Below are 24,666 nucleotides of genomic sequence, written 5' to 3'. Positions count from 1 at the left end.
CTTAGTCCACTTCATCGGAGGTTGCCATGACCGCTCTCATCACCCGCGACGAGCTGCGGGCCGCCGTCGACGCCGGCAGGGTGACCGTCGTCGACGCGCTCGGCGGCGAGTACTACGCCCGGCAGCACCTGCCCGGTGCCGTCCCGCTGGTGGAGGCCGATGTCGCCGACCGGGCCGGCGAGCTGCTGCCGGACCGGGACGCCCCGATCGTCACCTACTGCTCCAACCCGTCCTGCCCGAACAGCGGCCGGGTCGCCGACCGGCTCACCGCCCTCGGTTACACCGACGTGCGCAAGTACGCCGAGGGCATCGAGGACTGGGTGGCCGCAGGCCTGCCCACCGAGTCCGGCGCGCTGACCCGCTGAACCCGACCCGGGGCGCGCGACCACGCGCGCCCCGGGTCGACCGCGGGCCGCCGAGGATGGCCCGAGCCCCGACGAGTTTCCGGACATCATATTGATGAATAGCTATTGATGCGGCTAGGCTTCTCGGCACCCCCACCCGATTGGAGTGAGCCATGAACTCACGTATCGGCCGGTTCGCCGTGGCCGCCCTCGCCACGGCCACCGCAACCCTCGGCGTCACGGTCGCCAACCCCGCACCCGCGTCCGCCGCCGCGACCATCTGCTACAACACCAGCCAGGCGCCGAGCTACGTCAACGTGGCCAACCAGGCCGCCTCGATCTGGAACAACGCCACCACCAACCTGACCCTCACCGCGAACTGCGGCTCCAACCTGCGGATCTACCAGATCACCGGTGGCGGTTCGTACGCGGTGCGCACCAGCCTGGGCAACGGAAGCGTCTACATCGACACCCAGCAGGCCGCGCAGTACAGCCCGCTGCGGATCATGACGCACGAGATCGGGCACATCCTCGGCCTGCCCGACAACTACAACGGCAACTGCGCGATCCTGATGTCCGGCGGCAGCGCCGGCACCAGCTGCACCAACCCGTACCCGAGCACCACCGAGGCGAACCGGGTGAGCAGCCTGTTCGCCGGCAGCTTCCGCGGCACCGCCAGCACCGGCAGCGCCGTCTTCCAGGACAGCTGGCCGGCCCTGCTCACCACCGGGCGCTGACCGCACCGGCACGACGGAGGGGCCGGCATCCCGCCGGCCCCTCCCGCCGTTCTCCCGGTGTCTTCCGCCGGGTGCCTCCTGCCGTCTCGCGCGCGGCGTCAGGCGGGCATCGGCGTCAACCGGGTACGCGGCCCGGCGCGCAGGACGCCACTGGGCAGAGACTTGTCGAGCAGGCTCTCGGCCAGCTCGGCGGCCTCGATCAGCGCATCCAGGTCGATGCCGGTGTCGATGCCCATGTCGTGCAGCATGTGCACCGCCTCCTCGGTGGCCAGGTTGCCGCTGGCGCCCGGGGCGTACGGGCAGCCGCCGAGGCCGCCGACGCTGGCGTCGAACTCGGTGATGCCCAGCTCCATCGCGGTGAGCAGATTGGCCAGGGCGGTGCCCCGGGTGTTGTGGAAGTGCAGCAGCACCGGGACGTGCGCCTCGCGGTCCCGTACGGCGGTGACCAGCTCGCGGACCCGTCGGGGCGTACCCATGCCGGTGGTGTCGCCGAACGCGACCCGGTCGGCGCCGTCGCGGACCACCCGCTCGACGATGCCGGCGACCCGCTGCGGGTCGACGTCCCCCTCGTACGGGCAGCCGAAGCTGGTCGCCACGATCACCTCGGCCCGGGCGCCCGCGCCGTGCAGCAGGTCGATCAGCTCGGCGATGTCGTCCAGCGACTCGGCGGTGGAGCGGTTGACGTTGCGCCGGTTGTGCGTGTCGCTGGCGGAGACCACCACCTCGATCTCGGTGAACCCGGCCGTCAGCGCCCGCTGGGCGCCCCTGGTGTTCGGCACCAGCGCGGAGTAGCGCACCCCGTCGGCCTTCGTCGCCTGCCGCCACACCTCGTCCGCGTCGGCCATCTGCGGGATCGCCTTCGGGTGCACGAACGACACCGCCTCGATCCGCCGCACCCCGGTGCGCGAGAGCGCGTCCAGCAGCCGCACCTTGGCCTCGGTCGGGATCGGCTCCTCGTTCTGCAGCCCGTCCCGCGGCCCCACCTCTCGGATGGAAACGGATCCCGGCAGTCCCGCCATAAGGGGTCACCTCACTGTGACGTAGTGCTGTGCTGGTCCCCCCAGCATCCCACCCTCGCCACCGTCCCTGTCGATCAAGAGGTTTGCGTCTCGTTCGGGCACGGATCCGACGCAAACTTCTTGATCAACGGGGCGGGGCGGGGCGAGGCGGGGGCGCAGGGTCAGCGCATGCGGGTGATCAGGGCGGTGTCGTAGGTGCCGGAGAGGAACTCGTCGTTCTGCAGCAGCTCGGCGAAGAAGGGGAGGTTGTTCTTGGGGCCGGCGATCTGGAAGTCGGCCACCGCTGCCCTTGCCCGGTCGATCGCCTCGGCGCGGGTGGCGCCGGTGAGGATCAGCTTGGCCAGCAGGCTGTCGTAGAACGGGGTCACGGTGTTGCCCTCGGTGTAGCCGGAGTCGACGCGGACGCCCTCGCCGGTGGGCTCCACCCAGGTGGTGATCACGCCGGGGCCGGGCAGGAAGCGCTTCGGGTCCTCGGCGTTGATCCGCAGCTCGATGGCGTGCCCGCGCGGGGCGAGCGCGTCCGGGTCGAAGGTCGGCGGCAGGCCGGCCGCCACCCGCAGCTGCTCCTCGACCAGGTCGATGCCGTAGACGTACTCGGTCACCGGGTGCTCGACCTGCAGCCGGGTGTTCATCTCCAGGAAGAAGAACTCGCCGGTGGCCGGATCGAGGAGGCACTCCACCGTGCCCGCGTTGCGGTAGTTCACCGCCTCGCCGGCGCGTACCGCCGCCGCCAGGAACCGCTCCCGCAGCTCCGGGGAGACCGCCGGGGACGGGGACTCCTCGACCAGCTTCTGGTTGCGCCGCTGCACCGAGCACTCCCGCTCGCCGAGCGCCACCACCCGACCGTCGGCCAGGCCGAGGATCTGCACCTCGACGTGGCGTACCCGGGGGAAGTAGCGCTCGATCAGCACCGAGCCGTCGCCGAACATCCGCTCGGCGAACGCGCGGACCTTGTCGTACTCGGTGCGCAGCGCGGCCTCGTCGTTCGCCACGCCCATGCCCATGCCGCCGCCGCCCGCGGCGGCCTTGACCATCACCGGGTAGCCGATCTCCGCGGCGGCCGCCACGGCCGCGTCCAGGTCGGCCGCCGGGTCGGTGGTGCCGGGCGCGACCGGCACCCCGGCCGCCGCCATCAGGTTCCGGGCGTTGATCTTGTCGCCCATCGCGCTGATCGCGTCCGCGCCGGGCCCCACCCAGATCAGGCCGGCGGCCTCGACGGTACGGGCGAACTCCGCGTTCTCCGACAGGAAGCCGTAGCCGGGGTGGATCGCACGGGCGCCGGTCTTGGCGGCGGCGGCGAGGATCGCGTCGGCGTTGCGGTAGCTCTGGGCCGGGTTGGCCGGGCCGATCTGGACGGCCTCGTCAGCCTCGGCGACGAACGGCAGCTCGGCGTCGGCCTCCGAGTACACCGCGATCGCCCGGATCCCGAGCTTCTTCGCGGTACGGATGATCCGGCGCGCGATCTCGCCGCGATTGGCGACCAGCAACGACTCGATCATGTTTCCTCCAGCGTCCGGGGGTGGGGACGGATGCTAGGGAACCACGAGCCGCCGGTCGCGCACGACCCGCCCGTCCCCACGCGGCGACGGGGCCCGCGGGTCAGGCCGGGTCGGTGGGGGCGAGCAGGGCGGCGAGGGTGGCCGCACGCAGCAGCGCCGCGCGCCGCCGCCGGTCGACCTCGCCGCCGAGGAACGGGGTGGAGTTCATCAGGCCGAACGCGGCGTGGGCCAGCACCCGGGCCTCCCCGGCGGGCAGGCCGGGGTGCAGCGCGGTCAGCACGGTCACCCACTCCTCCACGTAGAGGCGCTGGAGCTTGCGGATCCGCCGCCGCGGCTCGTCCGGCAGCCGGTCCAGCTCGTGCAGGTGCAGGGCGATCACCGCTGGGTTGGCCAGCGCGAACTCGACGTGGAAGTCGATCAGCGACTCCAGCGCGGCGCGCGGCTCGCCGGGCCGGCCGGCGGCCCGATCCTGGCCGCCCGCGAGCAGGCCCTCACTGACCGGCACCAGCGCGGCGACCAGCATCGCCTCCTTGCCGGCGAAGTGGTGGTAGAGGGCCGGCCCGGTGACCCCGGCGGCGGCGCCGATGTCGTCCATCGACACGCCGTGGTAGCCCCGGGCGGCGAAGAGGCCGACCGCGATCTCGAGGATCTCGTCCCGCCGGGACCGGCGACGACCCGCGCCCGTAGCGCCGCCCGCCCCGCCCCGCGCCTGCTGTTCCACCGCCACCGGGCCAGCCTAGACCGCGGGCGGGGCCGGACGGGCCGTTGGTTACCCGTCGGTCGCCTCACATCCCACCCCTTGACCCTGCACCCGGTTCAGGGCACAGGGTCGGTCGGCATGACCACCCCCGCGCTCGGCCGCGACTTCCGGCTGCTCTGGTCCGCCACCGTCACCTCCCGGTTCGGCGACGCCCTGCGTACGCCGGCCCTGGCGCTGCTGGCCGCCACGCTCACCCGCGACCCGCGCGCGGTGGCCGCGGTGACCGTGGCCGGGCAACTGCCGCCGCTGCTGTTCGGCCTGCTCGGCGGGGTGTACGCGGACCGCTGGGACCGGCGGCGGACGATGGCGGCGGTGGACGCCCTGCGCGCCTCGGTGGTCGGCGCGCTGGCCGTCGCGGTGGCCACCGGCCGGGCCGGGATCGCGGTGCTGGCCGGTGCGGCCTTCCTGCTCGCCACGCTGGGCGCCCTCTTCGACGCCGCCTCCTTCGCCCTGCTCCCGGCGCTCGTCCCGCCCACCGCCCTGCCCACCGCGAACGGGCTCCTGCAGGCCGGTGCGGCGGTGGCCGGCGGCTTCGTCGGCGTCCCGGTCGCCGGGGTGCTGTTCACCCTCGCCGCCGCCCTCCCGTTCGCGGTCGACGCCACCACCTTCGCGGTGGCCACCGCGCTGACCCTCGCCCTGGTCGGCTCCGACCGAGCGGCCGGGAGTACGCCCAGGCCCGGTCCCGGACGAGGGTGGACCGGGTTCGAGGGGGTGCGGTGGATCCGCCGGGACCGGGTGCTGTGGCGGGTCACGCTGCTGTCCGCCGGGTCGAACCTGGCGATCAGCGGCCTGATGGCGGTGCTGGTGCTCTACGCGCTGGACGTGCTGGCGGTGCCGGCCGACGGGTACGGGCTCTTCCTGGCCGGGGCGATCCTGGGCACCGTCGGTGGGGCGCTCGGCGCGGCGCGGTTCGCCGGCCGGCTCGGCACCACCGGCGCGCTCCGCCTGGTGCTGCTCGCCCAGACCGTCGCGCTGGTGACGTTCGCGCTGGCCCGGCACCCGGTGCCCGGCGGGTTGGCGCTGACCGTGCTGGCCGCCGGCACCGGCGTGTGGAACAGCCTGTGGGCGGCGTACGGGCAGCGGCACGTGCCGGCCGACCTGCTCGGCCGGGTCGGCGCGGCGCAGCGGGTGGTCGGCCTGCTCACCGCGCCCGTCGGCGCGACGCTCGCCGGGCTGGGCGGGGCGGCGTACGGGGTGGGCCCGGTCGTCGTGGCGGTGGCGGCGGTGTTCGGGCTGGTCACCGCGGTGGCCTGGCGGCTGCTGCGACCCTCGGCCATCGACGCGGGGGACCCGGGCGACGGCCGCGGCGCGGTGGCCGCGGCCGTCGGCGGGCCGGTCAGCCGACCAGGCCGCCGGGCTGGTCGCCCTTGACGACGGGCGCCCGGACCAGGTTGCCCCACTCGGTCCACGAGCCGTCGTAGTTGCGCACCTGCGGGAAGCCCAGCAGGTGGTGCAGCACGAACCAGGTGTGGCTGGACCGCTCGCCGATCCGGCAGTACGCCACCACGTCGTCCGCCGGGCTCAGCCCGAGCTGGTCGGCGTAGATGGCCCGCAGCTCGTCGGCGGACTTGAACGTCCCGTCGTCGTTCGCGGCGGACTTCCACGGCTTGCTCAGCGCGCCCGGGATGTGCCCGCCGCGCAGCGCGCCCTCCTGCGGGTAGTCCGGCATGTGCAGCATCTCGCCGGTGTACTCGCCCGGCGAGCGCACGTCGACCAGCGGCCGGCCGGCGGCGATGTGCGCCATGACCTGCTCCCGGTACGCCCGGATCGGCGCGTCGTTGCGCTCCGGCACCGGGTACTCGGCGCGCGGCCGGGTCACTTTCTCGCGGGTCAGCTCGCGCCCCTCGGCGACCCACTTCTGCCGGCCACCGTCGAGCAGCCGCACGTCGGCGTGGCCGAAGAGCGAGAAGACCCATAGGGCGTACGCGGCCCACCAGTTGAAGTTGTCGCCGTAGAAGACCACCGTGTCGCCCCGGCCGATGCCCTTGGCGGCGCACAGCTCGGCGAAGCTGGTCGCGTCGAGGTAGTCCCGGGTGACCTGGTCGTTCAGCTCGGTGTGCCAGTCGACCTTGACGGCGCCCGGGAGGTGGCCGGTGTCGTAGAGGAGCACGTCCTCGTCGGACTCGACCACCACGAGGCCCTCGTCGCCCAGGTGCTCGGCCAGCCACTCGGTGGTGACCAGGCGCTGCGGGTCGGCGTACGACTGGAGGCGGGGATTCGGATCGCTCGGCACAGGCATGATCCCCAAGGTACGCCCGATCCCCGACCGTCCACCGGGCTGCGCGGAATCGGGTGCAGCGGATGTGGCGGTACGCACGTGACAGGGACGGAACACGCCGACCACAGGGGATCGCGATGACCGTACGCCAGCAGACCGGGCCACCCGGTTCCGCGGCCGCGCCGGTGGAGTTCACCGACTTCTACCGGGCCCACTTCCACCGCATCGCGGTGCAGCTCTACGCGTACCTGGGGGACCACGCCGAGGCGCAGGACCTGACCCAGGAGGCGTTCTGTCGCACGTTGGAGCGTTGGGAGCGGGTCAGCGGCTACGGCGACCCGTCCGCCTGGGTCCGCCGGGTGGCCTGGAACCTGGCGACCAGTCGGCTGCGCCGGATGCGCACCGCCGTACGACACCTGGCGCGGCAGCGCGAGGAGCACGTGGCGGGACCGGGACCGGACCGGGTGGCGCTGACCCGCGCGCTGGCCACCCTGCCCACCAACCAGCGCCGGGCGATCGTGCTGCACCACCTGGCGCAACTGAGCGTCGCCGAGATCGCCGAACAGGTCGGGGCGCCCGAGGGCACGGTCCGCTCCTGGCTCTCCCGGGGCCGGGCTGCGCTCGCCGGCCAGCTCGCCGAGACCGGATCGGAGGCCCACCGTGCCTGACACCACCATCGAGCAGCTGTTCGTCGAGTTCGACGCGGCGGCCCGGGACACCTTCCGCCCGCCCGGCGTACCGGAGGCGCGACGCCGCGTCGTCACCCGCCGCCGGCGTCGCCGTGGAGTGCTGGCCGGGGTGGCCGCGCTGCTGCTGGCCGGCTCGGCCGGCGGATACGTCACCGCCGACCGGGACGACCGGCCGACGCCGTCGCCCACCCCGACCGCCTCTCCGTCACCGACGCTGGCCGAGCGGAAGGTCGCCCTGCCCGGCGTGCCGGGCCGGCTCACCGCGCTGCACCTCGTCGATGCCGACAGCGGCTGGGCGCTCTTCGACACCTGTGACTCGTCCGACCCCGGCGCCCGGGGCTGTCGGCGCGCCCTGGCACGGACCACCGACGGCGGCCGGACCTGGCAGCGGACCGCCCTGCCCCGGGTGCCCGACGGCGCGGTGCAGCTGATGCCCGTCGACAACTCGACGCTCACCGTCCGGGCGGCCACGGGCTACCTGGTCACCGACGACGGTGGCCGCACCTGGACCAGCCATCCGCTGACGTCGCCGCCCGACGACGTCCACCGCACGGTCGAGCACGAGGGCGGTCCGTACGTCGGCTGCGCGTCCCTGCAGGAGGACACGCCGCCGCCGTTGACCTGCGACCGGTTGAAGGTGGTGCTGCTCGACGGCACCCCGTTCGCATACCAACCTCCGGTGACCCTGCGCCCGGGAGCCGACGCCGCCGCGTTCTCGGGCCTCGACGGGCGGTACTGGTTCACCGTCCGCGACGGCGCACGGCTGTCGGTCTTCGCCTGGAACGGCGAGGGCCCGTGGCGGAAGCTGCCCGTGGTTGCCGGTGCCCGGCAGCTCGCCCTATCGCCGAACGGTCAGGACGTGTGGCTGATGAGCACCGAAGGGCCGAGCCGGGTGTGGCGGCTGGTCGACGACCGCTGGCGGCCCGGCCCAGGCCTGCCCGACGACACCGCCACGGTGGCCGCGGCCGACGGCGGCCTGCTGGTGGTGACCAGCGCGTACGGCGGGGCGGGCTTCGTGACCGACCGGGGCTACCTCGACCTCCCGCTGCTACGGGACGCGCTGAGGGACGACCCCGACGCGCCGGCGAGCGTCTCGGTGCTGCCGGACGACACGGTGCTCGTCGAGTACGGCACGACGCGGATCCTCGGCGTCGGCCAAGGGCTGGTCCGGACCTGGACCCGCTTCTCCTGAGCGGTTCGCCCGCCGGTCAGGCGCGCCGGTGCACCAGCCGACCCGCGACGACGGTGGCCACGCAGGTGCCGTCGTTGAGGAAGACGGCGAGGTCCGCGCGCCCACCGGTGACCAGCGCCGGTGGGCGCTGATCGTCACCCACGAGCACGTCGTTCCGGGTAGCGGCAGCCCGCAGCCGCGGATCGGTGACGGCGGCGGCGGTCACCGCCACCCCGCCGGCCCGGAACAGGGCGTGCACCCGCTCGCGCGGGCTGGGCGCCGGGGGCAGCGGCCCGTCGTGCACCAGCGCCGGCCCGAGGGTGCCGGCCCAGCGCCGCACCCGCACCCCCGGATACGCCGTGGTCAGCTCGTCCGCCGTGCCGAGCGCGCCGATCCGGTCACCCTCGACGAGTACGGCCAGACCCGCCACCGGCTCGGTCTCGTGCGTGGTGCGCAGCCGCTCGGCCAGGTGGATGGTCCGCACGGTCAGTCGCCGGTGACCGGGCCGAGCACCGGACGCTTGGCGGTGACCAGGTCGCCGGAGGAACGGCCGGTCAGCCGGCGCTTGATCCACGGGGCGAGGTGCTGGCCGGCCCAGCGCAGGTCGGCGGCGCGGGCCGCCAGCCACGGGGTCGTCGCGGGCTGCTCCGGCACCAGCAGCCACTCCTCGTCGGCGCCCACGCCGAGCGCGGTGAGCACCTGGGCGGCGACGCGGCGGTGGCCGGCCGCCGACAGGTGCAGCCGGTCGGTGCTCCAGAGCAGGTTGTTCATCCGGAACGTGTCGTCGGCGTACAGGTCGACCAGGATCGCGCCGTGCCGGTCGGCGGTCTCCCCGACCAGCCGGTTGACCAGCTCGATCCGGGGGGCGACCAGCCGCTGGCCGGGCAGCCGGGCCATCACGTCGGCGAACCGGAAGAGGATCACGTCGGCGCCGCCGGACCGCAGCTCGCGGATGGTGTCGTCGAAGCGGCTGCCCAGCGCCTCCGGGTCGAAGTTGCGCCGCAGCACGTCGTTGCCGCCGGCCGCGAAGCTGATCAGGTCGGGCTTCATGGCCAGCGCGGCGGGCACCTGCTCGGCCACCACGTTCGGGAAGAGCCGACCGCGGATGGCCAGGTTGGCGTACCGGAAGTCGGGCCCGGCCTCGGCGGCCAGCCGGGTGGCGACCAGGTCGGCCCAGCCGCGGTAGCTGCCGTCCGGGTACGCGTCGTCCATGCCCTCGGTGAAGCTGTCCCCCACCGCCACGAAGCTGCGCCAGCGCACGGCCGCCTCCTCACGCCTTGGTTGCCTGCGGCGACCAGTTTGTCACCACGGCGGTGCCGCTCGCCGCCACCCGGCGGCCGAACGTGGCGCAGTAGACAGCGCCCGGACGCGTCACGGCACCCAGGTCAGCAACTGCCTCCCGTAGAGCAGGGGCGACTCCGGGGCGGTCCTGAGCTCGCGGAGGTCCGCGTCGAGCACGGTGAGGGACGCTTCCCGCTGCACGATCGCCCGGTGGTCGGCGGTGAACACGACAGTCCGGATCCCGGGGCCGCCGGGCAGGTCGACGACCCTGCTGGTGGTGGTGTCGACGACGGTGAAGCTGCCGTCCTGGCGGGACGGGTCGGTGCCGCTCCAGCCGATCGACACGTACCGGCCGTCCATCGAGACGCTCCGCACCTGCCAGCCGTCGAGGTTCGTCGCCCCGTCCGTCGGCGGCGCGTAGGTGTAGCGGTGCGTCTGCCTGCCGTTCGTCACGAAGGGCCCGCCCGCGTCGACCCCGGCCTGCCACGTCCCGTCGGCCGACCAGCAGCGGTTTCTTCCCCGCCCCGGAACTCCGCCGGCCGGCCTGCCGGCCACCGCGTCGAAGAGCACCGACCGGTTGCCCTTCGTCGCCATCAGGTGTCTGCCGTCCTGCCAGACCAGCGGCCGGGCGCCGACGCAGGTGACCCCGGTGGCGAGGGTCCGCTCGGTGAATGCGTTGAAGCCGGTGGTGACCAGGGTGCCGCTGGACCCGTCGGCGCTGTCACTCTTCACCCAGGCCAACTGCTTGCCGTCCGGTGAGACGGTCACCGAGTTGGCGGTGCAACCGCTCCGGTCGAGCGGCAGGAGCTTCACCTCGTGAATCGTGGGTCCCACCCGGTGAATGCGCACCTCGGTGTCGATGATCCCCAGGTAGTAGCGGAAGCCCTTGATCGCCGCCGGGCCGGCCACCTCGCCGGTCGGTGGGCGGCCCGGCGACGCGGAGGGAGTGGGCCGCGGGGTGGCTGCGACCGACGGGCCGGCCGGGGCGGGCGCAGGCGCCTCCGCGTCCGGTCGGATCGCCAGGGCGGTGCCGGCGGCGGCGATCATCACCAGCGCGGCGGCCGAGGTGGTGACCGTCCGCCGGAGGCCGATCCGGCGGGACGTCCGCAGGGCACGATCCCGCAGGTCCACCTGGTTCACGTCGTCCGCCAGCTCGGCCAGGTCGAACCGGAGACGGTCCTCGTTCATCGGGTGCTTCCTTCCAGCACGTACAGCTCGGCGAGTTCCGGGGCGACAGCGCGCAGCTTGGCCAGGGCTCTCGAGGTCTGGCTCTTGACGGTGCCGACGCTGACGCCGAGCAGTTCGGCGGCCTCCGCCTCGCTGCGGTCCTCGAAGAAGCGCAGCACCAGCACCGCGCGCTGTTTCGCGGAGAGCCGGGCCAGCGCGGTCCGCAGGGTCAGCCGCAGGGTGGCCTGGTGGGCCAGGTCGGGTCCCGAGCCGCCCCCGCGCGGCTCGGGCAGCTCGCCCGGCATCGATTCGGGCACCCGGCGGCGTCGCCACCAGGAGACCTGCAGGTGGTACATGACCTTGCGGGTGTACGCCTCGGCGTTGCCGCTGTCGTGCAACCGGGACCAGGCGCGGTGCACTCGGGCGAGCGCCGACTGAACCAGGTCCTCGGCCAGGTGCTGGTCCCCCGTCAGCAGATACGCCGAGCGGAGCAACGCCGGCGTACGACTACGGACGAAGGAGTCGAACTCACTGAGTTCAGGGTCCACGCGAGCCGGTCCTTGGGATGAGGTGGTGCACCGTCCTGACATCTGCCAAGACGCTGCCCGTACACCCGATGGTTGCCGCGCCACATCGCCCGCTTCCGGCCGGCGGGCAGACAGTGTCGCGGCGGGCCGCTCCGGTTGCACCCGGCCGGGCAACTGTGCGACATCCGACGGCCGGCAACCGGAGGGCCGGGTCACCTGTGCTACCGGCAACACACCGCTGATCGCCTGGGGAGTTCCCATGAACCGCCTGTCCACCGCCGCCGGCCTCGGCATCGTCGCCCTCGCCATGACGGCCGTCGCCTCGCCCGCCGCCCACGCCGCCGCCCCGCCGACCCCCTCGACGGCCGGTGCCCAGGCCACCGCGTCGCCCCTGCCCCCGACCGCGGCCCCGACGCCGACCGCCACCGCGCAGCCGACCGCGGCCCCGACGCCGACCGCCTCCACGCAGCCGACCGGGACGCCTCCCGCCCCCACCCGGCCGACGATCCTCGCGCGGGGTGACATCGCCTTCCTCGGTGGTGACCCGTGGCGTCCCTCCGGCGAGCTGAAGGTGGCCGTCACCAACACGGGGGCGCGGCCGGCGCAGGCCTGGTTCCTGCTGCGCCTGCCGTCCGGGGTGAAGCTCGACTCCCCCGGCAAGTGCGCGGCCACCGGGTCGGCCGGGCAGGCCTGGATCTGCGGTGGCGCGCTACTCCCGGCCGGCGGCAGTCGGTTCGACAAGCTGACCATCAGGTCGGTCGCCGGTGAGCCGGTGTGGGGGGTGACCGCGTGGGGCTCGGTCGCCGGGCGGGACGCCACCGGCCTGACCGACAGGCCGGACGACTTCCGGATCAACTGGCCGGACCGGACGTCCCTGCGCCTGCGGGCCACCAGCGGCCCGGTCGTGAACGGCACGGCGACCGTACGGGTGCGGGTATCCAACACCGGGACGTTCGACATCGGCGGATACTCGCTGAACATCGTCACGCCGGACGGGGTGCGGGTGACCAGCCCCGGATGCTCCACCAGCGGCCGGATGAACGGGGTCGGCTGCGAGATCGTGCGCAACGGCGGCCTCAAGGACGGCGCGACGGACAGCTTCGACGTCCGCCTGGCGGTCACCGGCGCGCCGAAGACGGTACGGCTGTACCTCGCCCCGACCAACCGGTACACCAACAAGGACACCTCGGTGACCCTGCGCCTCGCCGCCGAGTCCGGTGCGGGTGCGGGCGCCGCCGCCTCGCCGGACTCCACCGCCCCGGCCGGCGGGCCGGAACTGCCCCTCACCGGTACGCCGACCACGCTGATCGCCCTGGTCGGCGCGGCGCTGGTGGCGCTCGGAGCCGGCCTGCTGGTGCTCCGCCGGCGCCTGGCCGCAGCCTGACCGACGCTCAGGCGTCCGCACACGGATCGGCGGGGCGGACACACCGCCTCGCCGATCCGTTTACGTCATCAGGTCGACAGCGACCGCCGGAGTGACCCCGGGGCCGTACCGCCGAGACGCCACCCCCGCGATCCACTATGGTCGGATGCCGTGCAGCGGCTCGCCCTCTTCGACCTGGACAACACGCTCGTCGACCGGTCGGCCGCGTTCCGCCGCTGGGCGGCCGAGTTCTGCGCCGACCGCCACCTGCCGGACGACGCGCTGGCCTGGCTGATCGCCACCGACCGGGACGGGGGACCGCCGCCCGCGCCTGCGGGCTCGACCTCAGCGCGGGCGGATGGGTGATCGGGGACAGCCCGACCCTGGACGTCGGCGGGGGCCGTGCGGCCGGGCTCGCCACCGTCTGGGTCAGCCGGGGCACCGACTGGCCGGATCACCTCGCGCCGCCGGACCACACCGTGAAGGACCTGCTGGCCGGGGTGCGGGTGCTCCAGGACGCGGTGGCGGAACGCGGGAGCTGAACCGGCGACGCGACGGCACGCCGGCGGCGGCCCAATTCGATCGCCCGGCCGGCGCGGGCGGCCGTACGCTGCGCCAATGCTGCTACGTACATCGACCACGCTGCTGCGGACCCTGCGCGAGGACCCGGCGGACGCGGAGGTGCCGAGCCACCGGCTGCTGGTGCGCGCCGGCTACGTCCGACGCGTCGCGCCGGGTGGGTACGCCTGGCTGCCGCTGGGCAAGCTGGTGCTGGACCGGGTGACCGAGATCGTCCGGCGGGAGATGACCGCCGTCGGTGACCAGGAGGTGCACTTCCCGGCGCTGCTGCCGGCGGAGCCGTACCGGACCAGCGGGCGGTGGGCGGAGTACGGCGACGACATCTTCACCCTGACCGACCGCAAGGGCGCCGAGCACCTGCTCGGGCCGACCCACGAGGAGTTGGCGGCGCTGCTGGTCAAGGACCAGTTCACCTCGTACCGGGACTTCCCGATCACGATTTTCCAGATCCAGACGAAGTTTCGCGATGAGGCCCGGCCCCGGGCCGGTCTGCTGCGCGGGCGCGAGTTCCTGATGAAGGACGCGTACTCCTTCGACCTCGACGAGGCGGGCCTGCAGGCGGCGTACGACCGGCACCGGGAGGCGTACCGGCGGGTCTTCACCCGGCTCGGCCTGGACTTCACCGTGGTGCGCGCGATGTCGGGGGCGATGGGCGGCTCGGCGTCTGAGGAGTTCCTGGCCGCGACGCCGGTCGGCGAGGACACCTTCGTCGGCTGCACGGCCTGCGACTACGCGGCGAACACCGAGGCGGTGACCACCCGCGCGCCGGCCGACACCGACCCGGACGCGCGCCCCGCGCTCGCCGTGCACGACACCCCGGAGACGCCGACCATCGCGTCCCTGGTCGAGCTGGCCAACTCCCGGGCGCTCGGCGACCGCGTCGACTGGAGCGCCGCGGACACCTTGAAGAACGTGGTGCTGACCGTCCGCCGGCCCGGGGCCGAGACCGCCGAGCCGCTGGTGATCGGCCTGCCCGGCGACCGGGAGGTGGACCTCAAGCGGGTCGAGGCGGCCGTGCACCCGGCCACCGTGGCGGTCTTCGACGACTGGGCGGCCCACCCCGAGCTGATCCGCGGCTACATCGGCCCGCAGCTGCTGGCCAAGCTGGGCATCCGCTACCTGGTCGACCCCCGGGTGGTCACCGGCACCAGCTGGCTGACCGGCGCGAACGAGCCGGGCCGGCACGCCACCGACGTGGTCTGCGGGCGCGACTTCACCCCGGACGGCACGATCGAGGCGGCCGAGGTACGCCCCGGTGACCCCTGCCCCGCCTGCGGCGACGGCGCGCTGACCACCCGGCGGGGCATCGAGATCGGGCACATCTTCCAGCTCGGTCGCCGGTTCACCGACGCGTTCGCGGTCGACGTGCTGGGCGCCCAGGGCAAGCCGGTCCGGCCCACCATGGGCTGCTACGGCATCGGGGTGTCCCGGGCGGTCGCCGCGATCGCCGAGCAGCACCACGACGAGCGGGGCCTGGTCTGGCCGGCGGCGGTCGCGCCGTGCGACGTACACCTGGTCGCGGCGGGCAAGGGGCCGCAGGTCGAGGCGGCGCTCGACCTCGGCGAACGCCTCAGCGAGGCCGGCCTGCGGGTGCTGGTCGACGACCGGACGACCGTCTCGGCCGGGGTGAAGTTCACCGACGCCGAGCTGATCGGCATCCCGCGCGCCGTCGTGGTCGGCCGCCGGCTCGCCGACGGGTACGTCGAGCTGCGCGACCGGGCGTCCGGCGAGCGCGTCGAGGTGCCGCTGGACGGGTTGGTGGAGCGGTTGGTCGACGACGTGCGCCGGGCCACCGGCGAGCGGGTGTAACGGGTCCACCCGGGGGTAATCGTCCCCGATCGGCGTATGCGCATTTCGGAGGCTCTCATGACCGGTTACCGGGTCAGCGACGTGATGACCAAGCAGGTGGTCTACCTGCCGGCGGAAACCACCCTGGACGATGCGGCCCGGGTGATGAAGGAGGCGGACATCGGCGACGTGGTGGTCACCGACGGCGCCAGCCTGGCCGGCGTGCTGACCGACCGCGACATCGTGGTGCGGGCCGTCGCAGAGAAGAGCGACCCGGAGTCCACCACCATCGGCTCGATCGTCACCCGCGAGGTGGTGATGATCGACCAGCACTGCACCGCCGGTGAGGCCGTCGCCCTGATGCGGGAGCGCAACATCCGCCGGGTGCTGGTCTGCGACAACGAGCGGAAGCTGGTCGGCATCGTCTCGCTGGGCGACATGGCGATGCGGCTGGACCCGACCTCGGCGCTGGCCGACATCAGCGAGGCCCCGCCGAACAACTGACCGGTCCGCCCGGCGCCCCCGGCCATCGGGAGCGCCGGGCGAGCGGCGGTAACCTGGCGCAATGCCCGAGATGCCGACGAAGCTGGCCGAGATCGTCGAGGAGTTCGCCGCCGCGCCGAAGGACCTGGTGCTGGAGCTGCTGCTCGAGTACGCCGACGTCATCCCGCCCCTGCCCCCGGGTGTCGACCGGGAGGGCCTGGAGCAGGTCCCCGAGTGCCAGACCTCGTTCTTCCTCCGCGCCGAGGTCAACCCGGACGGCACGGTGAGCACCGTCTTCGACTGCCCGCCGGAGGCGCCGACCACCCGGGCCTTCGCCGGCATCCTCGCCGAGGGGTTGGCGGGGGCGAGCGCCGAGCAGGTGCTGGCCGTGCCGGACGACCTCTACCAGCGGATGGGGCTGGCCCAGGCGATCAGCCCGCTGCGGGTGCGCGGCGGCACGGCGATCCTGGCCCGACTCAAGCGGCAGGTCCGGGAACAAGCCGGCTGAGCTGCGGGTTGTCTCCTCTCATGGAGATCGAGATCTACGCCGACGTGGTCTGCCCGTGGTGCTACATCGGCAAGCGCCGGCTGGAGCAGGCCCTCGCCTCGTACGACGGCGAGGTGACCGTCCGCTACCGGCCGTTCCAGCTCGACCCGTCGCCGGTGGCCGAGCCCCGTCCGCTGGTCGACGCGCTGGCCGAGAAGTTCGGCGGCCGGGGCCGGGCCGAGCAGATGTTCGCCCAGGTCACCGAGGTCGCCGCCGGGGTCGGGCTGAAGCTGCGCTTCGACCGCGCGGTGAGCGCCAACACCTTCGAGGCGCACCGGCTGGTCCGCTTCGCCGACGAGCGCGGCCGGGCCGGTGAGCTGATCGAGGCGCTCTACCGGGCGCACTTCACCGACGGGGTCGACGTGGGCGCGCGGGAAGCGCTGGTCGCGGTGGCCGGCTCGGTGGGCCTGGACGAGGGCGAGGCCCGGGAGTACCTGGAGTCGAACGCCGGCCGCCGCGAGTTGGCCGCCGAACTGACCTCCGCCCACCGGCTCGGGGTGAGCAGCGTGCCGACCTTCGTGCTCGCCGGCAAGTACGGGGTGACCGGCGCGCAGGAGCCGGAGACCCTCCTCGCCGCCCTGCGCGAGGTGGAGCAGCGCGAAGCCGCCTGACCCATCGACGGCGATGATGTTTCACGTGCAACGGTATCGGCGGGCGTAACTACGCTTCCCGAGCCAGCCCCTCGACCACCCGAGCCCCGGGCAGGGCGCCGAGCGCCGGCCCGGGGATGGCGATCTTGCTGTGCCGGACGCCCGAACCGATGATCACGTGCGGCGCGGCGATCACCCGGGCGTCAACCAGGATCGGCCAGGGCTCCGGCAGCCCGATCGGGGTGATCCCGCCGTACTCCATCCCGGTCAGCTCGACCGCCTCGCCCATCGGGGCGAAGCTCGCCTTGCGCACGTCCAACGCCCGGCGCACCACCCCGTTGACGTCCGCCCGGGTGGTGGCGAGCAGCACGCAGGCGGCGTACCGGATCTCGCCCTCGCGCTTGCCGGCCACCACCACGCAGTTCGCCGACACGTCCAGGCCCACCTCGTACGCGGCGCAGAAGGCTGCCGTGTCGGCCAGGTCGGCGTCGATCGGGGCGACCAGCACGTCGTCCACGTCCACCGGCGCCTCGACCGGCCACTGCTGCAGGGCCGTCGCCACCGGCGCCGCCAGCAGGTCGAGCCGACTCCGGGCGGGTTCGGTCTTCAGCGTCCCCATCACGGTTGGATCCTCGCACCCACCGCCGGGATCCGCCCGTCGAGCCGCCCCTCCGGTTGCCCCGCCGAGCCGCCCCGCCCGCGGTCGGCCGGCGGCGGAGGCGGTCAGCCGCGGGTGAGGAACGCGTTCTCCCGGGCGAACGCGCGGTCCTGCACGGTCGCCAACTGCTCGGTGTGCAGCACCTGATCCCGGCGCGCCTCCAGATCCTCCATGCCGTGCCGGACGGCGAGCCGGATCACCCCGTAGAGGAAGACGAACCCGAAGACGTAGAGGATCACGGCGGCGATGAGGATCAGCATGGCGCCACGGTAGGGCGAACGTGAACCGGCGGACGCCTCATCTTCGGCCGGTTCCCCCGTACGTGTCGGCCAGCCAGTCCGCCCAGGTACGCACCCCGGTCGGGGTGGCCGTGGTGGTCAGCGCGCCGGCCCGCAGCTCGCGCCCGAGCCGGCCGGGCATGCGTACCGGCAGCTGGGGGCGGTAGCCGCGGCGGGCCGTCCGCCAGGCCCAACTGGGTGGCCCGCAGCACGGTCCACGGCGCCGGACCGGCGGCCACCACCCGCTCGGCGGCCAGCTTGTGCCGGTAGTACGCCAGCGGCACCCGGTCCACGCCGACGGTCGAGACGTACACCAGCTGGCCGACCCCGGCGTGCCCGGCCGCCAGGGCCAGCCGGCGGGTGGCGAGCATGTCCACCCGATGGGTACGCGCGCCGCCGCCCGGCTGCGACGCCAGGTGCAGGATCGCGTCCACCCCGTCGACCGCCCTGCCGACGTCGGCCACCACCCAGGTCGCCGGCCGGTCGCGTCGTGAGCCGGCCCGGTCACCGGCGGGTCGGCACCACCCGGCCGGCCAGCAGCGCGCCGAGCAGGGCGCAGCCCACCGCCACCGCCAGCGTCCCCGCGTAACTCGCCCGGCCGGGAGCCGCGCCGACCGCCAGCACCGCCCCGGTCAGCGCCAACACGGTGGCGGTGAACAGCGAGTCGGCCAGCTGCAACGACGAGCTGTTACGACCCTGCTCGTCGGCGGCCGACAGGGCCAGGGTCAGCGTGGACAGCGACGGGTAGGCCAGCCCCATCCCCAGCCCGGCCACCGCCCACCCGGCGACGCCCACCGCGACCGGCACGGCCGGCGCGACCGTCAACGCCACGGTCGCGGTCCCCACGGTGACGCCGAGCAGCCCCAGCCGCGGCAGCAGCGCGGGCGAGCCCGGCTCCGGCAGCCGCCCCTGCAGCCACGACGCGAACGACCAGGCGAGCGCGCCCACGGTGAGCACCAGCCCGGCGGCGGTCGGCGACAGGCCGCGCTCGCGGGAGAGCATCAGCGGAATGACCACCTCCGCGCCGGCGAAGGCGGCGGCCGACAGCCCGCGCAGCAGCACCACGCTGGGCAGCCCGCGGCCGGCGCGGAGGAACCTGGTCGGCAGCAACCGGGGTGCGCACCAGCCGAGCCCGGCCAGCGCGGCCAGCACCAGGCCGACGGCGAGCGGTCCACGCTGCTGGCCCCCGTGGTGCAGCAGTGCGGCGCTCACCGCCGCCCCGGCCGCCCAACCGATCCGGGCCACCGCCCCGGCCGGCGGTCGCTCCGCCGCCCGCGCGGCGACGGTCCGCAGGCCGGACTCCACCAGCAGCACCGCCGGCACCGCCACCAGCGGCACGGCGAGGAACACCCAGCGCCAGCCGAGGTGCTCCACGATCAGCCCGGCCACCGCCGGGCCGACCAACGACGGCACCACCCAGGCCGCGGCGAGCGCGGCGAACGCCTTCCGCCGCAGGTGATCCGGGTACGCCCGGCCGATCACCACGTACAGCGCGACGGAGAGCAGGCCGGAGCCGAGCCCCTGCACGGCCCGCCCGACGACCAGCACCGCCATCGCCGGGGCGGTGCCGGCCAGCACCAGCCCGGCCACGAACAGGCCGACCCCCGCCCACATCGGCGCCCGCGGCCCCCGTGCGTCACACCAGACGCCGGAGACCACCATGGCCAGCACGGCGGCGGCGAACGGACCGCCGAAGGCGAGGGCGTAGAGGGCCAACCCGTCCAGCGCCCGGGCGACCGTCGGCATCGCGGTGCCCACCGCCAGCGCCTCGAACGCCAACAGGGACACCAGCGCGACGACCCCCACCGTCATGGCGCGCAGGCGGGGGTCGTACAGGCGGGCGTGGGGCGGGGCGGGGGCGGTGGCGATGGTCATCGGCGGGCCCCTGGCTGGTTACGCACCGACCCAGCCTGCATCCTCAAGCGGGGTTCAGGTCAAGCCGGTCACGCCGACTCGAGCGCCTCCCCGACCCCCTTGGCCAGCCCCGACAGGTGCTGGTCGGCGAGCACGTGGCCGGCGGTGATGACGAGCGCCAACGGCCACTCGATCACCTGGAGGGCGGCGAGCACGCCCAGCCCGGCGTAGTAGGCGACCTTGTCCGGTGGCGGCACCGCCACCTCGCCCAGCAGCGGGACCTCCACCCGGTGCGCGTACGCCCGGACGTTCTCGTGGCCTCCGCTGAGGTGTCGCGTGAGCGTGCCCATCCGGCCTCCTCGGATTCGCGTTCCCGTACCGGCCGCATTCCACCCCGGCCCCGATCCATGCCCGGACGCCGGTGGAACTTCCCCCGCTCACCGGGGCATAACGGGCGGCTCGCCGGGAAGTCGGGCCGTCTCACGATCGCGGGAGGCGACATGGCGAGCGGCTGGCATGCGGTGAGCGGCAGGGAACGGGGCCGACGTCTCGGCCGTACCGCTCGATGACGACGCTGGGCCGGCTCGCCGGTCGCGTGCTGCCGCCATTGCCGTCCCTGGTCGCCGACGCGCCCCGGACGGTCGGCTCGACCGCCAAGCGGCTGGCCCGGTCGGCGGGCCTGGGCAGCCGGCCGGTCTGGACCCGGGACGGGCGTCACCACATCGTGGTGCACGGGGTCTGCCAGGACGGCGGGGACCGGCTGGCCCGGCAGGTCGAGCGGGCGCTGGAGGCGATGCCCGGGGTGACCTGGGCGCGGGTGAACGCGCCCTCCGGCCGGGTCGTGGTCGCGGTCGCGGACCCGAAACCTCCACTGCGCGACCTGATCGCCACGGTGGAGCGGGCCGAACGCACCTGCCCGTACGAGCCGGACCCGGAGATCCCGCCGCCACACCCGCCGGAGGAGGGCCCGCGTACGCCCCGGACGCTCGGCGCGCTCGCCTCCGACGCGCTCGGGCTGACCATCTCCGCGGCCACCCGGATCCTGCCGTTCACGCCGGTTCCCGGCGAGGTCGCCGGCCTGCTCACCGCGGTCGACCTGCACCCGAAGCTGCACGCGCTCGCCGGCCGGGGGCTGCGTGCCGACCCGCGCGCGGACCTGCTGTTCCCGCTCGCCGAGGCGGTGGTGCAGGGCCTCACCGGCGGCTGGGCCGGGATAGTGCTCGACGGCGCCCAGCGGATCGTCCAGTGGGGTGAGGCGCGGGCGCAGTTGACCGCCTGGGAGCGGGCGGAGCCGCGGCTGACCGGCGACCCGGAGCGGGCGAAGGCGCGCGCGTTCACCGAGGAACGCCCCCGGCCCCGCCCCGACGGCCCGGTCGAGAAGTTCGTCTCGTCGATGCTGGCCACCGGCGCGGCCGCGGGCGCGGTCGCGGTACCCGTCGTCGGCCGCAAGCGGGGCGCCGCGCTCGCCCTCGCCTCGCTGCCCAAGGCCCCCGGCAGCGGCCGTGAAGGGTACGCCGCGCAGCTCGGCCGGATGCTGGCCCGGCGCGGGGTGATCGCGATGGACCGCGGGGTGCTGCGCCAACTGGACCGGATCGACACCGTCGTGCTCGACGCGGCGGTGCTCGGCTCCGAGCGCGGCACCCTCGCCGACCTGGCCCCGTTGGCCGGCGCGGACACCGGCGAGGTGGCCGGGCGGGCGTTCGCGCTGTTCGATCCCGCCGAACCGGCCGCCGTTCGGGAGGCCGACGGCTGGCGGCTCGCCCCGCTCGACGACCTGGCCGCGACGGACCCGGGCGACACGCCGGACAGTCGCCGGTTGCGCGACGGGGACGGTCCGCTGCTCGGCCTCGCCCACGGCGGCGCCCTGGTCGCCGTCATGCGGGTGGAGCCGGAGCCCGCGCCCGGCGTGGACACGCTGCCGACCGCCGCCCGCTCCGCCGGCCTGCGGCTGGTCGTGGCCGGCGAAGACCCGGGCCGGTACGGCTTCGCCGACGCGGTGCTGCCCGGCGGCGAGCGGCTGGCCGACTCGGTCCGCGGACTGCAACGCGACGGCGCGGTGGTGATGCTGGTCTCCGGCAACCGCCGGGCGCTGGCCGCCGCGGACTGCGGGCTCGGCGTGGCCGGCCCGGACGACCTGCCGCCCTGGGGCGCCCACCTGCTGGTCGGCACCGACCTGCGGATTCCCGCGCTGCTGATCGAGGCGGCCGGGGTGGCCCGGCGGATGGCGGGGCAGAACATCCGGTTCTCGCTGGCCGGCACCGGGCTCGGCGCGCTCGGCGCGTTCACCACCGCCCCGCACCTGCTGCCCGGCCGCTCCCTGGCAGCGGTCAACGGCGCCGGAGCGCTGGCGTTCGCCAACGGCGTGTGGCGGGCCCGCCGACTGCCCGACCCGACCGGCACCCCGACCCCGACCACCACGGCCTGGCACCTGATGCCGGCCGAGACGGTGCTGCACGAGCTGGACACCACGCCGGACGGGCTCACCGGCGCGGAGGCCCAGCGCCGACACGGCGGTGCGGACGGCGGCGGCCCGGCGACCGGCGGCCTGCTGCGCGCCTTCGTCGACGAGCTGGCCAACCCGCTCACCCCGGTGCTGGTCGCCGGGGCGGTGCTCTCCGCCGCGTTCGGCTCGCTGGTCGACGCCGCGCTGGTCGGCGGGGTGGTCGGCGGCTCCGCGCTGGTCGGTGCGGTGCACCAGCGCAACACCGAGCGGTCGCTGGCGGAGCTGCTGTCCCGCTCGGCGGTGACCGCCCGGGTCCGCCGGGACGGTGCCGAGCAGGTGCTCGCGGCCGAGGACGTTGTGCCCGGCGACGTGATCGCCCTCGGCCCGGGGGACGCGGTGCCCGCCGACTGCCGGGTGCTGACCACGGACGGGCTGGAGGCGGACGAGTCGTCGCTGACCGGCGAGTCGCTGCCGGTGGGCAAGAATCCCGACCCGGTGGTCGCGGCCACCGTCGCCGACCGCAGCTCGATGCTCTACGAGGGCACCACGATCGCCGCCGGGCACGGCACCGCGGTGGTGGTGGCGGTGGGCGCGGACACCGAGACCGGGCGCAGCCTGGCGTTGGCGAAGCAGGCGCCGCCGGCCAGCGGCGTGGAGGCCCGGCTCGGCAAGCTGACCAGCGCGGCGATCCCGCTCGCGGCCGGCTCGGCGATCGCGGTCGCCGGCGCGGGGCTGCTGCGGGGCGTACCGCTGGCCGAGACGGCGGCGACCGCCGCGAACCTGGCGGTGGCGTCCGTGCCGGAGGGGCTGCCGTTCCTGGTCAGCGCCGCCCAGCTGGCGGCGGCCCGGCGGCTGGCCGCGCACGGCGCGCTGGTGCGCAACCCGCGCACCATCGAGGCGCTGGGCCGGGTGGACGTGCTCTGCTTCGACAAGACCGGCACCCTGACCGAGGGCAAGCTGCTGCTCGCCGGCGTCGGCGACGACGGGCGGTACGAGCCGCTCGACCGGCTGGACGACAACCTCCGGTCCACCCTGGCCGCCGCGCTGCGGGCCACCCCGTACGCGGACGACCCGGAGGAGCTGCCGCAGCACACCGACCGGGCGATCCGGTACGGCGCCCGGGACGCCGGCGTGACCGAGTCGACCGGCGCGGACGGTTGGGAGGCGGTCGGTGGGCTGCCGTTCGAGCCGTCCCGCGGTTACCTCGCCGCCATCGGGCGCACCGGGGGGCGGCTGCTGCTGGACGTCAAGGGGGCGCCGGAGTCGGTGCTGCCCCGCTGCTCGTCCTGGCGCACCCCGGGCGGGCGGAACGAGCCGATGGACTCCGACACCCGGCACGGGCTGACCGAGATGCTGGCCGGCCGGGCCGGTGCCGGGCACCGGATCCTCGCCGTCGCCGAGTGCCGGGTGGACGCGCCGACGGTGACCGACGACCAGGTGCACGACCTGACCTTCGTGGGCTTCGTCGCGCTGGCCGACGGGATCCGGGAGAGCGCCGCCCCGGCGGTCCGTCGGATCCGGCAGGCCGGCGTGCACACCATCATGATCACCGGGGACCATCCGGCCACCGCCGAGGCGATCGCCGCGAAGATCAGCCCCGACCACGAGGGGGGCCAGCGGGTGGCCACCGCCACCGAGCTGGACCAGCTCGACGACGAGGCGCTGGGCGAGCGGCTGGCCCGCACCGACGTGGTGGCCCGCTGCACCCCCACCCACAAGGTACGGATCATCCAGGCGCTGCAGAAGTGCGGGCGTACCGTGGCGATGACCGGTGACGGGGCCAACGACGCGCCCGCGATCCGGCTGGCCGACGTGGGCATCGCGCTGGGCCAGCGGGGCACCCCGGCGGCCCGCGCCGCGGCCGACCTGGTGGTCACCGACGACCGGCTGGAGACCATCATCGCCACCCTGGTCGAGGGCCGGGCCATGTGGTCGTCGGTACGCCACGCGCTGAGCATCCTGGTCGGCGGCAACCTCGGCGAGATCGCGTTCAGCGTACTCACGGCCGCGGCGACCGGCCGGTCGGCGCTCAACGGCCGGCAACTGCTGCTGGTCAACCTGCTCACCGACCTGGCGCCGGCGCTGGCCATCGCGGTCCGCCCACCCGCCGCCGACCACGCGGACGGGCTGCTGCGGGAGGGCCCGGACACCTCGCTGGGCGGCACCATGAACCGGGAGATCGGGCTGCGCGCGGCGGCGACCACGCTGGGCGCGACGGCCGGTTGGACGCTGGCCCGGTTCACCGGCACCCAGCGGCGGGCCGGCACGGTGGCGCTGGTGTCGCTGGTCGGCACCCAGCTCGGCCAGACGGTCCTCGCCGGGGGCACCAGCCCGACGGTGCTCGCGTCCACCGCCGCGTCGATGGGCGTGCTGGCGCTGGTGGTGCAGACGCCGGGGGTGAGCCAGTTCTTCGGCTGCACCCCGCTCGGGCCGGTGGGCTGGACCATCGCCACCGGTTCGGCGCTCGGCGCCACGTTCGCCAACGGGGCGTTGACCCGGCTGGTCGACCGGATGCCCGCCCCGCCCGGTTCGACCCCCGATCCGGGGGTACGGACCGAGCATGGCGACGGACCAGCCTGAGGTCACCTTCCGGGGTCGGGTCCGGGTCGTCGATGTCGGTACCCTCGCGCCGGACGGCCATGCGTACAGGTCGCTACGACGGGTGTAGCGG

26 protein-coding genes are annotated in these 24,666 nt (G+C 74.8%); 13 read left to right on the top strand and 13 right to left on the bottom strand.

All coding sequences use genetic code 11. The features are described 5' to 3' along the window. Positions 1-26: 26 nt before the first annotated feature. Both ACFY3U_RS07235 and ACFY3U_RS07230 read left to right on the top strand, forming a co-directional pair. Positions 27-365: a rhodanese-like domain-containing protein gene (locus ACFY3U_RS07235; protein ID WP_387196365.1), complete on the top strand. Its 339-nt coding sequence runs from the start codon at positions 27-29 to the stop codon at positions 363-365. 152 nt (positions 366-517) lie between these two features. Continuing rightward, complete coding sequence (locus tag ACFY3U_RS07230) at positions 518-1,081, top strand: snapalysin family zinc-dependent metalloprotease (protein WP_387196362.1); 564 nt, start codon at positions 518-520, stop codon at positions 1,079-1,081. A gap of 98 nt (positions 1,082-1,179) precedes the next feature. Here ACFY3U_RS07230 and ACFY3U_RS07225 read toward each other — a convergent pair whose 3' ends face one another. The 3 genes from ACFY3U_RS07225 to ACFY3U_RS07215 form a co-directional block, all read right to left on the bottom strand. Next, positions 1,180-2,100, bottom strand: coding sequence for a hydroxymethylglutaryl-CoA lyase (locus ACFY3U_RS07225; RefSeq protein WP_387196359.1), 921 nt, complete (start codon positions 2,098-2,100; stop codon positions 1,180-1,182). Positions 2,101-2,261: 161 nt separating this feature from the next. Next, positions 2,262-3,599 (bottom strand): acetyl/propionyl/methylcrotonyl-CoA carboxylase subunit alpha, encoded by a 1,338-nt coding sequence (locus ACFY3U_RS07220; RefSeq protein WP_387196356.1) that lies wholly within the window; start codon positions 3,597-3,599, stop codon positions 2,262-2,264. Positions 3,600-3,699: 100 nt separating this feature from the next. Then, positions 3,700-4,326, bottom strand: coding sequence for a TetR/AcrR family transcriptional regulator (locus ACFY3U_RS07215; RefSeq protein ID WP_387196353.1), 627 nt, complete (start codon positions 4,324-4,326; stop codon positions 3,700-3,702). A 111-nt stretch (positions 4,327-4,437) separates the two neighbouring features. On the opposite strand from ACFY3U_RS07215, the gene ACFY3U_RS07210 reads away from it, so the two are divergent. Next, positions 4,438-5,730: an MFS transporter gene (locus ACFY3U_RS07210; RefSeq protein ID WP_387196350.1), complete on the top strand. Its 1,293-nt coding sequence runs from the start codon at positions 4,438-4,440 to the stop codon at positions 5,728-5,730. Here ACFY3U_RS07210 and ACFY3U_RS07205 read toward each other — a convergent pair. Next, on the bottom strand, positions 5,696-6,598 hold the full coding sequence (locus ACFY3U_RS07205; protein WP_387196347.1) for a sulfurtransferase: 903 nt from the start codon (positions 6,596-6,598) through the stop codon (positions 5,696-5,698). The two genes, ACFY3U_RS07210 and ACFY3U_RS07205, sit on opposite strands and share 35 nt — an antisense overlap. A 116-nt stretch (positions 6,599-6,714) precedes the next feature. Between ACFY3U_RS07205 and ACFY3U_RS07200 the strand changes: the two genes are divergently transcribed. Further along, a complete protein-coding gene (locus ACFY3U_RS07200) occupies positions 6,715-7,245 on the top strand; it encodes an RNA polymerase sigma factor (protein ID WP_387196344.1) in 531 nt (176 codons plus the stop codon). Further along, complete coding sequence (locus ACFY3U_RS07195; protein WP_387196341.1) at positions 7,238-8,458, top strand: WD40/YVTN/BNR-like repeat-containing protein; 1,221 nt, start codon at positions 7,238-7,240, stop codon at positions 8,456-8,458. Before ACFY3U_RS07200 ends, ACFY3U_RS07195 begins: the two co-directional genes overlap by 8 nt. A 16-nt stretch (positions 8,459-8,474) precedes the next feature. Here the strand turns inward: ACFY3U_RS07195 and ACFY3U_RS07190 are convergent, their stop codons facing one another. The 4 genes from ACFY3U_RS07190 to ACFY3U_RS07175 all read right to left on the bottom strand — a co-directional run bounded on the left by ACFY3U_RS07190 (position 8,475) and on the right by ACFY3U_RS07175 (position 11,433). Further along, complete coding sequence (locus tag ACFY3U_RS07190) at positions 8,475-8,921, bottom strand: hypothetical protein (protein ID WP_387196338.1); 447 nt, start codon at positions 8,919-8,921, stop codon at positions 8,475-8,477. A gap of 2 nt (positions 8,922-8,923) precedes the next feature. Next, on the bottom strand, positions 8,924-9,697 hold the full coding sequence (locus ACFY3U_RS07185; RefSeq protein WP_387196335.1) for an SGNH/GDSL hydrolase family protein: 774 nt from the start codon (positions 9,695-9,697) through the stop codon (positions 8,924-8,926). Positions 9,698-9,808: 111 nt separating this feature from the next. Continuing rightward, entirely contained in the window at positions 9,809-10,906 is a 1,098-nt protein-coding gene (locus ACFY3U_RS07180) for a hypothetical protein (protein ID WP_387196332.1), read from the bottom strand. Continuing rightward, complete coding sequence (locus tag ACFY3U_RS07175) at positions 10,903-11,433, bottom strand: SigE family RNA polymerase sigma factor (protein ID WP_387196329.1); 531 nt, start codon at positions 11,431-11,433, stop codon at positions 10,903-10,905. Before ACFY3U_RS07175 ends, ACFY3U_RS07180 begins: the two co-directional genes overlap by 4 nt. Positions 11,434-11,671: 238 nt before the next feature. On the opposite strand from ACFY3U_RS07175, the gene ACFY3U_RS07170 reads away from it, so the two are divergent. The 7 genes from ACFY3U_RS07170 (at position 11,672) to ACFY3U_RS07140 (ending at position 16,783) form a co-directional block, all read left to right on the top strand. After that, a complete protein-coding gene (locus tag ACFY3U_RS07170; protein ID WP_387196326.1) occupies positions 11,672-12,796 on the top strand; it encodes an LPXTG cell wall anchor domain-containing protein in 1,125 nt (374 codons plus the stop codon). 150 nt (positions 12,797-12,946) lie between these two features. Further along, complete coding sequence (locus ACFY3U_RS07165) at positions 12,947-13,141, top strand: hypothetical protein (protein ID WP_387196323.1); 195 nt, start codon at positions 12,947-12,949, stop codon at positions 13,139-13,141. After that, complete coding sequence (locus ACFY3U_RS07160; RefSeq protein WP_387196320.1) at positions 13,138-13,317, top strand: HAD hydrolase-like protein; 180 nt, start codon at positions 13,138-13,140, stop codon at positions 13,315-13,317. Before ACFY3U_RS07165 ends, ACFY3U_RS07160 begins: the two co-directional genes overlap by 4 nt. A gap of 76 nt (positions 13,318-13,393) precedes the next feature. Further along, on the top strand, positions 13,394-15,163 hold the full coding sequence (locus ACFY3U_RS07155; protein ID WP_387196317.1) for a proline--tRNA ligase: 1,770 nt from the start codon (positions 13,394-13,396) through the stop codon (positions 15,161-15,163). Positions 15,164-15,220: 57 nt separating this feature from the next. Next, on the top strand, positions 15,221-15,646 hold the full coding sequence (locus tag ACFY3U_RS07150) for a CBS domain-containing protein (protein ID WP_387196314.1): 426 nt from the start codon (positions 15,221-15,223) through the stop codon (positions 15,644-15,646). A 61-nt stretch (positions 15,647-15,707) separates the two neighbouring features. After that, positions 15,708-16,133 (top strand): SufE family protein, encoded by a 426-nt coding sequence (locus ACFY3U_RS07145; protein WP_387196311.1) that lies wholly within the window; start codon positions 15,708-15,710, stop codon positions 16,131-16,133. A 20-nt stretch (positions 16,134-16,153) separates the two neighbouring features. Then, complete coding sequence (locus tag ACFY3U_RS07140; RefSeq protein ID WP_387196308.1) at positions 16,154-16,783, top strand: DsbA family protein; 630 nt, start codon at positions 16,154-16,156, stop codon at positions 16,781-16,783. Between the two features lie 49 nt (positions 16,784-16,832). On the opposite strand, the gene ACFY3U_RS07135 is transcribed toward ACFY3U_RS07140, so the two are convergent. The 5 genes from ACFY3U_RS07135 to ACFY3U_RS07115 all read right to left on the bottom strand — a co-directional run bounded on the left by ACFY3U_RS07135 (position 16,833) and on the right by ACFY3U_RS07115 (position 19,902). Further along, the gene (locus ACFY3U_RS07135) at positions 16,833-17,381 is read right to left on the bottom strand and encodes a YbaK/EbsC family protein (protein WP_387197584.1); all 549 of its coding nucleotides are present in this window, start codon (positions 17,379-17,381) and stop codon (positions 16,833-16,835) included. A gap of 104 nt (positions 17,382-17,485) precedes the next feature. Next, positions 17,486-17,680 carry a hypothetical protein gene (locus ACFY3U_RS07130; RefSeq protein ID WP_387196305.1) on the bottom strand — a complete coding sequence of 65 codons (195 nt, stop codon included), beginning with the start codon at positions 17,678-17,680 and terminating at the stop codon, positions 17,486-17,488. Continuing rightward, entirely contained in the window at positions 17,674-18,165 is a 492-nt protein-coding gene (locus ACFY3U_RS07125) for an SDR family oxidoreductase (RefSeq protein ID WP_387196302.1), read from the bottom strand. The genes ACFY3U_RS07130 and ACFY3U_RS07125 overlap by 7 nt, the downstream gene beginning before the upstream one ends. Before the next feature lie 37 nt (positions 18,166-18,202). Further along, positions 18,203-19,573: an MFS transporter gene (locus ACFY3U_RS07120; RefSeq protein WP_387196299.1), complete on the bottom strand. Its 1,371-nt coding sequence runs from the start codon at positions 19,571-19,573 to the stop codon at positions 18,203-18,205. Positions 19,574-19,641: 68 nt separating this feature from the next. Beyond that, positions 19,642-19,902: a hypothetical protein gene (locus ACFY3U_RS07115; protein ID WP_387196296.1), complete on the bottom strand. Its 261-nt coding sequence runs from the start codon at positions 19,900-19,902 to the stop codon at positions 19,642-19,644. A gap of 215 nt (positions 19,903-20,117) precedes the next feature. Here ACFY3U_RS07115 and ACFY3U_RS07110 point away from each other — a divergent pair, with 215 nt between their 5' ends. Then, entirely contained in the window at positions 20,118-24,575 is a 4,458-nt protein-coding gene (locus ACFY3U_RS07110) for an HAD-IC family P-type ATPase (protein ID WP_387196293.1), read from the top strand. The last annotated feature ends 91 nt before the right edge of the window (positions 24,576-24,666 follow it).

Source organism: Micromonospora sp. NPDC000089, from assembly GCF_042899365.1.
Classification (GTDB): Bacteria; Actinomycetota; Actinomycetes; order Mycobacteriales; family Micromonosporaceae; genus Micromonospora.
Note: the sequence above shows the minus strand (reverse complement) of the source record. Positions and strands in the feature narration are given on the sequence as shown.

What these genes read in the sequence shown, in the direction of transcription:
- ACFY3U_RS07235 (WP_387196365.1), top strand. Translation starts at nt 27, where the DNA reads ATGACCGCTCTCATCACCCGCGACGAGCTGCGGGCCGCCGTCGACGCC.
- ACFY3U_RS07230 (WP_387196362.1), top strand. Translation starts at nt 518, where the DNA reads ATGAACTCACGTATCGGCCGGTTCGCCGTGGCCGCCCTCGCCACGGCC.
- ACFY3U_RS07225 (WP_387196359.1), bottom strand. Translation starts at nt 2,100, where the DNA reads ATGGCGGGACTGCCGGGATCCGTTTCCATCCGAGAGGTGGGGCCGCGG.
- ACFY3U_RS07220 (WP_387196356.1), bottom strand. Translation starts at nt 3,599, where the DNA reads ATGATCGAGTCGTTGCTGGTCGCCAATCGCGGCGAGATCGCGCGCCGG.
- ACFY3U_RS07210 (WP_387196350.1), top strand. Translation starts at nt 4,438, where the DNA reads ATGACCACCCCCGCGCTCGGCCGCGACTTCCGGCTGCTCTGGTCCGCC.
- ACFY3U_RS07205 (WP_387196347.1), bottom strand. Translation starts at nt 6,598, where the DNA reads ATGCCTGTGCCGAGCGATCCGAATCCCCGCCTCCAGTCGTACGCCGAC.
- ACFY3U_RS07200 (WP_387196344.1), top strand. Translation starts at nt 6,715, where the DNA reads ATGACCGTACGCCAGCAGACCGGGCCACCCGGTTCCGCGGCCGCGCCG.
- ACFY3U_RS07180 (WP_387196332.1), bottom strand. Translation starts at nt 10,906, where the DNA reads ATGAACGAGGACCGTCTCCGGTTCGACCTGGCCGAGCTGGCGGACGAC.
- ACFY3U_RS07170 (WP_387196326.1), top strand. Translation starts at nt 11,672, where the DNA reads ATGAACCGCCTGTCCACCGCCGCCGGCCTCGGCATCGTCGCCCTCGCC.
- ACFY3U_RS07155 (WP_387196317.1), top strand. Translation starts at nt 13,394, where the DNA reads ATGCTGCTACGTACATCGACCACGCTGCTGCGGACCCTGCGCGAGGAC.
- ACFY3U_RS07150 (WP_387196314.1), top strand. Translation starts at nt 15,221, where the DNA reads ATGACCGGTTACCGGGTCAGCGACGTGATGACCAAGCAGGTGGTCTAC.
- ACFY3U_RS07145 (WP_387196311.1), top strand. Translation starts at nt 15,708, where the DNA reads ATGCCCGAGATGCCGACGAAGCTGGCCGAGATCGTCGAGGAGTTCGCC.
- ACFY3U_RS07140 (WP_387196308.1), top strand. Translation starts at nt 16,154, where the DNA reads ATGGAGATCGAGATCTACGCCGACGTGGTCTGCCCGTGGTGCTACATC.
- ACFY3U_RS07135 (WP_387197584.1), bottom strand. Translation starts at nt 17,381, where the DNA reads ATGGGGACGCTGAAGACCGAACCCGCCCGGAGTCGGCTCGACCTGCTG.
- ACFY3U_RS07130 (WP_387196305.1), bottom strand. Translation starts at nt 17,680, where the DNA reads ATGCTGATCCTCATCGCCGCCGTGATCCTCTACGTCTTCGGGTTCGTC.
- ACFY3U_RS07120 (WP_387196299.1), bottom strand. Translation starts at nt 19,573, where the DNA reads ATGACCATCGCCACCGCCCCCGCCCCGCCCCACGCCCGCCTGTACGAC.
- ACFY3U_RS07115 (WP_387196296.1), bottom strand. Translation starts at nt 19,902, where the DNA reads ATGGGCACGCTCACGCGACACCTCAGCGGAGGCCACGAGAACGTCCGG.
- ACFY3U_RS07110 (WP_387196293.1), top strand. Translation starts at nt 20,118, where the DNA reads ATGACGACGCTGGGCCGGCTCGCCGGTCGCGTGCTGCCGCCATTGCCG.